Source organism: Kitasatospora sp. NPDC034533 (assembly GCF_055575155.1).
On sequence record NZ_JBVITE010000007.1, the window covers coordinates 205,573 to 213,324 of the forward strand.

The 7,752-nt window shown below is 74.6% G+C and carries 9 protein-coding genes; 3 read left to right on the forward strand and 6 right to left on the reverse strand.

Annotated features, from left to right (window positions below):
* Positions 1 to 64: 64 nt before the first annotated feature.
* From ACZ55U_RS08210 to ACZ55U_RS08220, 3 genes are all read right to left on the reverse strand, one after another.
* Positions 65 to 1,024 (reverse strand): UDP-glucuronic acid decarboxylase family protein, encoded by a 960-nt coding sequence (locus tag ACZ55U_RS08210; protein ID WP_465523675.1) that lies wholly within the window; start codon positions 1,022 to 1,024, stop codon positions 65 to 67.
* A 297-nt stretch (positions 1,025 to 1,321) separates the two neighbouring features.
* The gene (locus ACZ55U_RS08215; protein ID WP_465523677.1) at positions 1,322 to 2,422 is read right to left on the reverse strand and encodes a PP2C family protein-serine/threonine phosphatase; all 1,101 of its coding nucleotides are present in this window, start codon (positions 2,420 to 2,422) and stop codon (positions 1,322 to 1,324) included.
* 215 nt (positions 2,423 to 2,637) lie between these two features.
* On the reverse strand, positions 2,638 to 3,858 hold the full coding sequence (locus tag ACZ55U_RS08220) for a cytochrome P450 (protein WP_465523679.1): 1,221 nt from the start codon (positions 3,856 to 3,858) through the stop codon (positions 2,638 to 2,640).
* A 164-nt stretch (positions 3,859 to 4,022) separates the two neighbouring features.
* Between ACZ55U_RS08220 and ACZ55U_RS08225 the strand changes: the two genes are divergently transcribed.
* Positions 4,023 to 4,379: an arsenate reductase family protein gene (locus tag ACZ55U_RS08225; protein ID WP_465523681.1), complete on the forward strand. Its 357-nt coding sequence runs from the start codon at positions 4,023 to 4,025 to the stop codon at positions 4,377 to 4,379.
* Positions 4,380 to 4,413: 34 nt separating this feature from the next.
* Here ACZ55U_RS08225 and ACZ55U_RS08230 read toward each other — a convergent pair whose 3' ends face one another.
* Positions 4,414 to 4,884 (reverse strand): pyridoxamine 5'-phosphate oxidase family protein, encoded by a 471-nt coding sequence (locus ACZ55U_RS08230; RefSeq protein WP_465523683.1) that lies wholly within the window; start codon positions 4,882 to 4,884, stop codon positions 4,414 to 4,416.
* A 124-nt stretch (positions 4,885 to 5,008) separates the two neighbouring features.
* Between ACZ55U_RS08230 and ACZ55U_RS08235 the strand changes: the two genes are divergently transcribed.
* Together ACZ55U_RS08235 and ACZ55U_RS08240 are read left to right on the forward strand one after the other, a co-directional pair.
* On the forward strand, positions 5,009 to 5,557 hold the full coding sequence (locus ACZ55U_RS08235; RefSeq protein WP_465523685.1) for a DUF1697 domain-containing protein: 549 nt from the start codon (positions 5,009 to 5,011) through the stop codon (positions 5,555 to 5,557).
* A gap of 171 nt (positions 5,558 to 5,728) precedes the next feature.
* Positions 5,729 to 6,292 carry an FHA domain-containing protein gene (locus tag ACZ55U_RS08240; RefSeq protein ID WP_465523687.1) on the forward strand — a complete coding sequence of 188 codons (564 nt, stop codon included), beginning with the start codon at positions 5,729 to 5,731 and terminating at the stop codon, positions 6,290 to 6,292.
* Positions 6,293 to 6,393: 101 nt separating this feature from the next.
* On the opposite strand, the gene ACZ55U_RS08245 is transcribed toward ACZ55U_RS08240, so the two are convergent.
* The gene (locus ACZ55U_RS08245) at positions 6,394 to 7,356 is read right to left on the reverse strand and encodes a DUF1152 domain-containing protein (protein WP_465523689.1); all 963 of its coding nucleotides are present in this window, start codon (positions 7,354 to 7,356) and stop codon (positions 6,394 to 6,396) included.
* A gap of 61 nt (positions 7,357 to 7,417) precedes the next feature.
* The coding region (locus ACZ55U_RS08250; protein WP_465523691.1) for a hypothetical protein at positions 7,418 to 7,752 on the reverse strand (335 nt) is incomplete at its 5' end.

Sequence of the window (7,752 nt, forward strand, 5' to 3'; positions counted from 1 at the left end):
CGTCGGGATGCCGTTGGGTCAGGCGTCGGTGTCCCGTCGGGTCAGGCGTCGGGGTGCCGCTGGGTCAGGCGTCGGGGTGCTCGCGGAACCAGGCGATGGTCCGTCGCAGGCCCTCCCGGGCGGCGATCCGCGGCTCCCAGCGGAGCTTTCCGCGCGCCAGGGTGAGGTCGGGCCGCCGCACCGCCGGATCGTCCGTCGGCCGTGCGACGAACTCGATCTCCGACGAGGAGCCGGTCAGTTCGATGACCAGCCGGGCCAGTTCGAGCATGGTGAACTCGGTGTCGTTGCCGATGTTGACCGGGCCCGCCAGGTCCGAGTGGGCCATCGCCAGGATCCCGGCCACGGTGTCGCTGACATAGGTGAGCGAGCGGGTCTGGGTGCCGTCACCGGTGACCGTCAGGGGCTCGCCCGCCAGCGCCTGGCGGATGAACGTGGGCACCGCGCGCCCGTCGTGGGAGCGCATCCGGGGGCCGTAGGTGTTGAACAGCCGCACGATCGCGGTGTTCGCCTGGTGCGCGCCCGCCTCGGCGGTGGTCAGCGCCTCGGCGAATCGCTTCGCCTCGTCGTAGACGCTGCGCGGCCCGACCGGGTTGACGTTGCCCCAGTAGCCCTCGCTCTGCGGGTGCTGCAACGGGTCGCCGTAGACCTCCGACGTGGAGGCGAGCAGGAACCTCGCTCCGTGGCGCTGCGCCAGCGCGAGGGCGTTGCGGGTGCCCAGGCTGCCGGCCTCCAGGGTGTGCACCGGAAGACGCAGGTAGTCCGCGGGGGAGGCGGGCGAGGCGAGGTGGAACACCAGGTCGGTGGGCCGATCGATCTCCAGCGACTCTCCGACGTCCGCCTCCACGCAGGTGAAGGCGGGGTGGCGGTCGAGGTGTGCCAGGTTGGCCGGTGAACCGGTGCAGAAGTCGTCCACGCAGGTGACGGCGCAGCCCTCGGCGAGCAGCGCGGAACAGAGGTGGGAGCCGACGAATCCGGCTCCACCGGTGACCACCGCGTGGCGAGGGGGCGATGCCGACGGCCTCATCGATCTCTCCTCGGGTCCGGTGTGGGGCGCCCGAACGGGGCCCGCGATCCAGCCTTCACGCTCGACGGCGGCGGCGCGACCGGAGTGACGGCGCCCCTCACCCGCCGTGACCAGGAGCGGGCGGTGCCGCGGCGCCCCGGCCGCTGCGCCGGCGGGGCGGGCACTGGCCGGGCGCTCCCCCACCGGGGCCCGCGGCGCGGCGCCCTCCCGGCTCACCCGTTCGGGTTCCTTGCCCCCACCACGGCCCCCGTTCTCGGCCCGGACGGCCGGGGCCGTCGCCCCCGGGAAGCGACGGCCCTAGCGCGGGACGTCCGGAGTGAGGGCGAGGAGGGCGAGGTCGTCGGCGAGGAGGCCGGCGTAGGTGTGGACGTCCTGGGCGAGGAAGGAGACGACGCGGTCGGGGGCGGTGGTGCCGAGGGTGGCGAGGCGGGGGGCGAGGGGGTAGAAGGCGCCGGTGGTGTCGCGGGCCTCGCTGACGCCGTCGGTGTAGAGCAGGACGGTGTGGCCCGGGGGCAGGGCGACGGTGATGGTCTTGCTGCGCTCGCCGGAGGGGCCGAGGTGGCCGAGGCCGAGGGGGAGCTCGTCGGCGCAGGACACCGGGGCGATGGCGCCGCCGCCGAGGAGCAGCGGGGTGGTGTGGCCGCGGTTGACGATCTCCACGCAGTCCGAGCCCGGCCGGTACTGGAGCAGGATGGCGGTGACGAACAGCTCGTCGTCGCCGCGTTCGGCGGCGTCGCGCAGCACCGCGCGGTCCAGTTGGTCGGCGAGGTCGACCAGTCCGGGGGTGTCGTGCGCCGTCGCCCGGAACGCGCCGAGGACGTCGGCGACGGTGCGGACCGCGCCCAGCCCCTTGCCGCGGACGTCGCCGAGCAGCATCCGCACGCCGAAGCGGGTGTCGCACACCTCGTAGAGGTCGCCGCCGACCAGGACGTCGGCCTGGGCGGGGCGGTAGAGGCCGGCCACCCGCAGGCCGCCGGGCCGCTCGGGCACCGGGCGCAGGACGGTGCGCTGGAGGGTCTCGGCGATCGTCCGGGCCTGGAGCAGGTTGCGGCTCTGCCGGATGCGCTGCCAGGACAGCGCGGTGCCCATGATCCCGGAGAGCAGGGTCGCGATGTAGACCCAGACGTGGTGCTGCTCGTTGACGTGGTCGGCGCGCAGCGCCAGGACGAGCTGGAGCACCAGGGAGCCGGCCGTGGTGGCGGCGGTCACCGCCGGGCCGTAGCTGAACGCCGTCACCACGGGCAGCGCGGTCAGCAGGAACCCGGCGGCGACGGCGTCCGGGACGACGGCTTCGGCGACCAGGTCCAGGACGAGCAGGATCACCGGCAGCCAGGGAACCCACCACGGCGCCTTGGGCTCCAGCGCCGCCGGGCGCGGGGGGCGGGGCGCTGTGGACACGGTGGGACCTCCTGGCGGGCGGCCGTTCCGGGCGATCGGTTCGGGCGATCGGTCCGGATTGACCGGTTTGGTCCCACCATGCTCCCCCATGGGCCGCTCGACCACGAATGGCCGAACGTCCCGGTCCACCGGGGCCGGAGGAGCCAATTCCGGCCCCGGAAACCGCGGGACGGCGCCCGACCGGGCACCGTTCGTCAGCGGAACGTCGCCTCAGGTCAGCGGACGGTCACCGGAAGGGTGTCGAAACCGCGCAGCACCAGGCGGTCGCGCCGGGTGGGGACGCCCCCGGGGGCGAGCCGGGGGAAGCGGTCGAGCAGGGCGGGCATCGCGACCTCGGCCTCCAGCCGGGCCAGCTGGGAGCCCAGGCAGAAGTGGGGGCCGCCGCCGAAGCTGAGCGGCTGGCTGTCGGTGCGGGTCGGGTCGAACACCTCGGGGCGCTCGTACCGGGCCGGGTCGTGGTTGGCCGCGCCGATCAGCAGGGTCAGCCCGTGGCCGGGCGGGATCGGCAGGCCCTCGACGGCGAGGCCCTCCCCCAGCGCGAACCGCCCGGTGAGCTGGACCGGGGAGTCGAAGCGCAGCACCTCGTCGGTGAAGCCGGCCGGGGTGACGGCGCCGCTGCGCAGCCCGGCCGCGGCCTCGGGGTGGCGGAACAGCAGGGCGAGGCCGTTGCCGAGCAGGTTGGTGGTGGTCTCGAAGCCCGCGACCAGCAGCAGCACCAGGTTGGCCAGCAGTTCCTCGGCGGAGATCCGCTCGTCGTCCGCGTCGGCGGCGATCCGGGCCAGGTCGCTGACCAGGTCGTCCTGCGGGCGGGCCAGGCGTTCGGCGGCCAGTTCGGTGAAGTAGTCGGACAGTTCGTCGGCGGCCCCGTCGGCGGCGGTCAGCTCGTCCGGGTCCTGGATGAACTCCAGGGCGACGGTCAGGTCGGAGGCGAGGCCACGGAAGCGGTAGCGGTCCTCGTCGGGGACGCCGAGCAGCTCGCAGATCACCCCGACCGGCAGCCGGAAGGCGAGGGCGTCCATGAAGTCCACCGCGGAGCCGTCGGCGCCCTGCTCGGCCATGCCGTCCAGCAGCCGGTCGACCGCCGTCTCCACCGCGGGGCGCAGCGCGGCGACCCGGCGGGCGGTGAACACCGAGGCGATCAGCGAGCGGACCCGGGGCTGGTCGGGGGCGTTGCGCTGGAGGATCGAGCGGCCGAGCAGGGTGAGCGAGGAGTGCCCGGCGAACAGCGGGTCGAGGCCGGACATCAGCTCGGCGGTCGCGACGCCGAAGGCGGGCGTGCGCAGCACCTTGTTGACCGCCGCGTAGCCGCTCACCAGGAACATGCCCGGGCCGGCGGGGGCCACCGGGCCCAGCGCGCGGGCCTCGGCGTACAGCGGGTACGGGTCGGCCGTGCCCTCCTTGCCCATCAGCTGCTCGATGATCGCCGCGCCGTCCATCCGGTGCCCCCTCCTGAGATCACGGTTCCTGGTGGGTGAACCGCCGCCGGGTGCGGTGGAGTTCCCGTACGGATCGGCGCCGGCGGCGCGGCGGCGCCCGGGGCGGCGGCGCCCGGGGCGGCGGCGCCCGGGGCGGCGAGGGGCGGCTCGGTAGGGTGACCGGCATGGAGATCTGGATCAACCCGCGGTGCGGCAAGTGCCGGACCGCGCTCGGCGAGCTGGACGGCGCCGGAGTCGAGTACACCGTGCGGCGCTACCTGGAGGAGCCGCCGACCGCGGCCGAGCTGGAGCGGGTGCTGGAGCGCCTGGACCTGGAGCCGTGGGACATCACCCGCACCGGCGAGCAGGTGGCGAAGGACCTGGGGATGAAGGACTGGCCCCGGGAGGCGGGCGACCGGGACCGCTGGATCGCGGCGATGGCCGAGCACCCCATCCTGATCCAGCGCCCGATCATCACCGCGGACGACGGGCACGCCGTCGTGGCCCGGACCCCGGAAGCGCTCAAGTCCGTCCTGCCGTAGGGCGGTTCTGCCGCCAGGCGGCTCCCCGGGCCGGTCAGTGGAGCCGGATCCGCTCCACCGGCCGGCCCGGGTGCCAGTTGTACACGAGCAGGTGGTCGCCCTCCAGGGCGGTGTGCACCACCTGGTCCAGCTCCAGCCGGAAGGCGTGGAACGGGGTGGGCGGCGGCTCGGGCAGATCGGCGGAGAAGGCGGCGAGTTCGGTCTCGTCGGTGACCTCCACGGCCCGGCCGGCGACCTTGGAGTCCCCGCCGGCCATGGTCTCGTCCCCCGGGTGCGCGTGCAGCGCGAAGCGGGCGTCGCGCCGGAGGTCACGCGCCTTGACCGCGCCGTACATCGACCCGAGCCACAGGTCGGCGCCGACGAAGTCGACCTCCGTCCCGCTCACCCGGGGCGATCCGTCCTTGCGCAGCGTCGCCAGGACGTGGTGCTTGTTCGCCTCGAACCGGGCCCGGACCAGGGGCGCCAGGTCGGGGGCCTCGTGTTCGAAGTCCTGCCAGGTGGCCATGGCGCCAGTCTGGCACCCGGCACCGACAACCGCCGGGTGCCCGCGACCGGGCGGGGTCGCCGGGTGTCCCCGGGCGGCCGCCGGGTGCCGGGCCGGTGTCGGTGCCCGGTGCCAGACTGGCGGGGTGACCACCACGACCACGTACATCGCCTTCCTGCGGGCCATCAACGTCGCCGGCCGGACGGTGAAGATGGAACGGCTGCGGGCGCTCTTCGCCGAACTCGGCCTGGGGAACGTCCGCTCCTACATCCAGAGCGGCAACGTCTTCTTCACCACCGACGAGCCCGACCGCGCGGCGCTGACCGGGCGGATCGAGGAGCACCTGGAGCGGTCACTCGGGTACCCGGTGCCGGTCCTGCTGCGGACGGTGGACGAGGTGGCCGAACTGCTCGCCGCCGAGCCGTTCCGGGGCGTCGAGGTGACGCCGGACGTCCGGCTGGTCGTCGCCTTCCTCTCCGAGCCGCTGCCCGACGGGCTCGCACTGCCCCACCGCTCGCCGAAGGGGGACGTCGAGGTGCTCGGCGCCGATCCGGGGGCGGCGTACGTCGTGGTCCACCTCCAGGACGGCAAGTGGGTCACCAAGGACCTGTTCGGCAAGACCTACCGGGGGGCGGTCACCGCCCGGTTCCTGCACACCACGGAGAAGATCCTGGCCGCCGCCCGCAAGGCCTGACGGCGCGTGAGCACGCCACGGCCCGTGAGCGCGCCGGGAACCCAGGCCGGCCGGGGCGGCGCCGGAACCGTCCGGCCGGGCAGGGCGTCTGCACTGCCGTGACGCACGAACCCCGCGCCCGTACCCGGCGCGATCTGGCCAGCCGGTCTCGGCCGCGCGGACAATCCGTCCATGACGTCCCCTGAGCTGCCCACCGGCGCGGTCCGGCCGACCGGCGAGGTCCGGCCCTCCGACGCCGAGCGGGAGCGGGCGCTCGGCGTGCTGCGGGAGGGCGCGGGCAGCGGGCGGCTCTCGCACGACACCTTCCTCGGCCGGATGGACATCGTCCTCCAGGCCACCAGCCGCGGCGAGTTGGACGCTGCGGTGGCCGGGCTGCCGACCGGCGGGCCGGTCGAGCGCTTCGTGCTGCGCGCGGTCGGGCGGGCCTCCGCCTTCGGCGACCGGCTGAACCGCGCCTGGCGCACCGAGCGGCTGCCCGGGCTGAGCCTGCCGCAGGCCGGGGCCGGGCAGTTGACGATCGGCCGGCTCCCCGGATCGGGGCTGCGGCTGCACGACGCCTCGGTCTCGCGCAAGCACGCCGCGCTGCGGCGCGAGGGGGACGGCTGGGTGCTGTACGACCTCGGCTCGACCAACGGCACCCATGTGAACGGGCGCCGGATAGCGGGCGGCGTACGGGTCCGGCCGGGCGACCAGGTGCGCTTCGGGAACCTGGAGTTCCGGCTCGCCGCGCCCTGACCCGGGCCCCGGAAGACCCGGGCCGGAGCGTCCCGGCTCCCGGGAAGCCCGGGCCCGAGCCTGGGCCCGGACGCAGGCCCGGACCCGGGCGCGGGGCCGGATCAGTGCGGGAACTGCCGGGGCGGCCGCTGCCGGGGCAGCTCGTCCTGGAACTCGGCGATGACGGTGGCGATCTGCCGCGTCATCACGGTGCGCTCCAGCCGGTCCAGGTACCGGTTCTCGGCGGCCAGCGCCTCGACCGTGACGCCGAAGTAGAGCGTCATCAGCGGATTGACTAAGAGCTCCCCGCCCTTGGTCCGGTCGGTGAAGCGGACGTCGCCGAACTCGCCGCGCAGCGCCGCCGCCACCGAGCCGTTGACGATGCTGGGGTGCTCCGGGAAGGCGGCCCGGGCGTGCTCGACGGCGTCCAGGTAGAGCACGCCCTCCCGGCTGTCGCGCGGGACGGAGAAGGCCCCGAGGTAGCCGCCGGCCCGGTCGATCGCGGCCAGGTTCTCCAGCACCAGCGAGTGGTTGACGCCGTGGTAGGCGTCGACGCCGAAGCCGATGCAGGCCACCAGCCGCTCGGGCACCTCGGACAGCCCGGCCACCGCGGCCAGGCTCGCCATGTCCTCCTCCGGCGTGCCGAGTCCGGCCTCGTCGCCGCGCATCAGGATGTCGGTGCCGCCGTCCACCAGCAGGATCGCGTCCACGCCCAGGCGGGCGACCAGCGCGCGGTAGGCCGCGCGCAGCGGCCGCACGCCGACCGTCGGGAAGGCCCAGACGGTGTCGGGCATCCGGTGCCGGTGCAGCCAGCGGGCCAGGGTGCGCTCCGGGAAGTAGCCCTCGGGGGCGGCGGTGTCCGGTCCGATCCGGGCCACGCCGGACTCCGCCCAGACCTCGGCGGGCAGGCCGTAGAGGTGGGTGAAGGAGAGGTTGGCCAGGTGCACCTCCTTGCCCGCGGCCCGCAGGGCGAGGGCGATCGGCAGCCCGGCGTACACGTCGAACCCGCCGCCGGCACCGGCGACCAGGATGCGCTCGGCTGCCAGCAGCCGGGCGATCAGCGGTGGTTGCAGCAGAGAAGTCACCGGCGGACGGTAGCAGTCGGGTGGCACCGGGGGCCCGGGGGTTTGATGCTCCTATGGGTTGTCAAGCGGTGGTGAGCCAGTCTCGGTAGGCGTTGGCGAGGTCGTCGTCTCGTCGGATTCCGCGTTCGAGGGTGGAGATGGTGGCGGGCCAGACGCCGAAGTGCTGGGCTGCGGCGGTGAGCGTGATGTTCTTGGCCTGGCGGGTGGGTCGCAGGTCGGCTGTCTCGGGGACCGCGACGTTCGTGGTGAGGCAGCGGAAGATCTCGCGGGCGATGGCGCGTTTGAGGAGACGGATGATCTCCTTGGTGCGGCCTGCCTCGCTCTGGCGGGCGACGTAGTCGCGGGTGCGCCGGTCGCTGGACATCCGGCACAGGGCTATCCGGTAAAGGGCGGCGT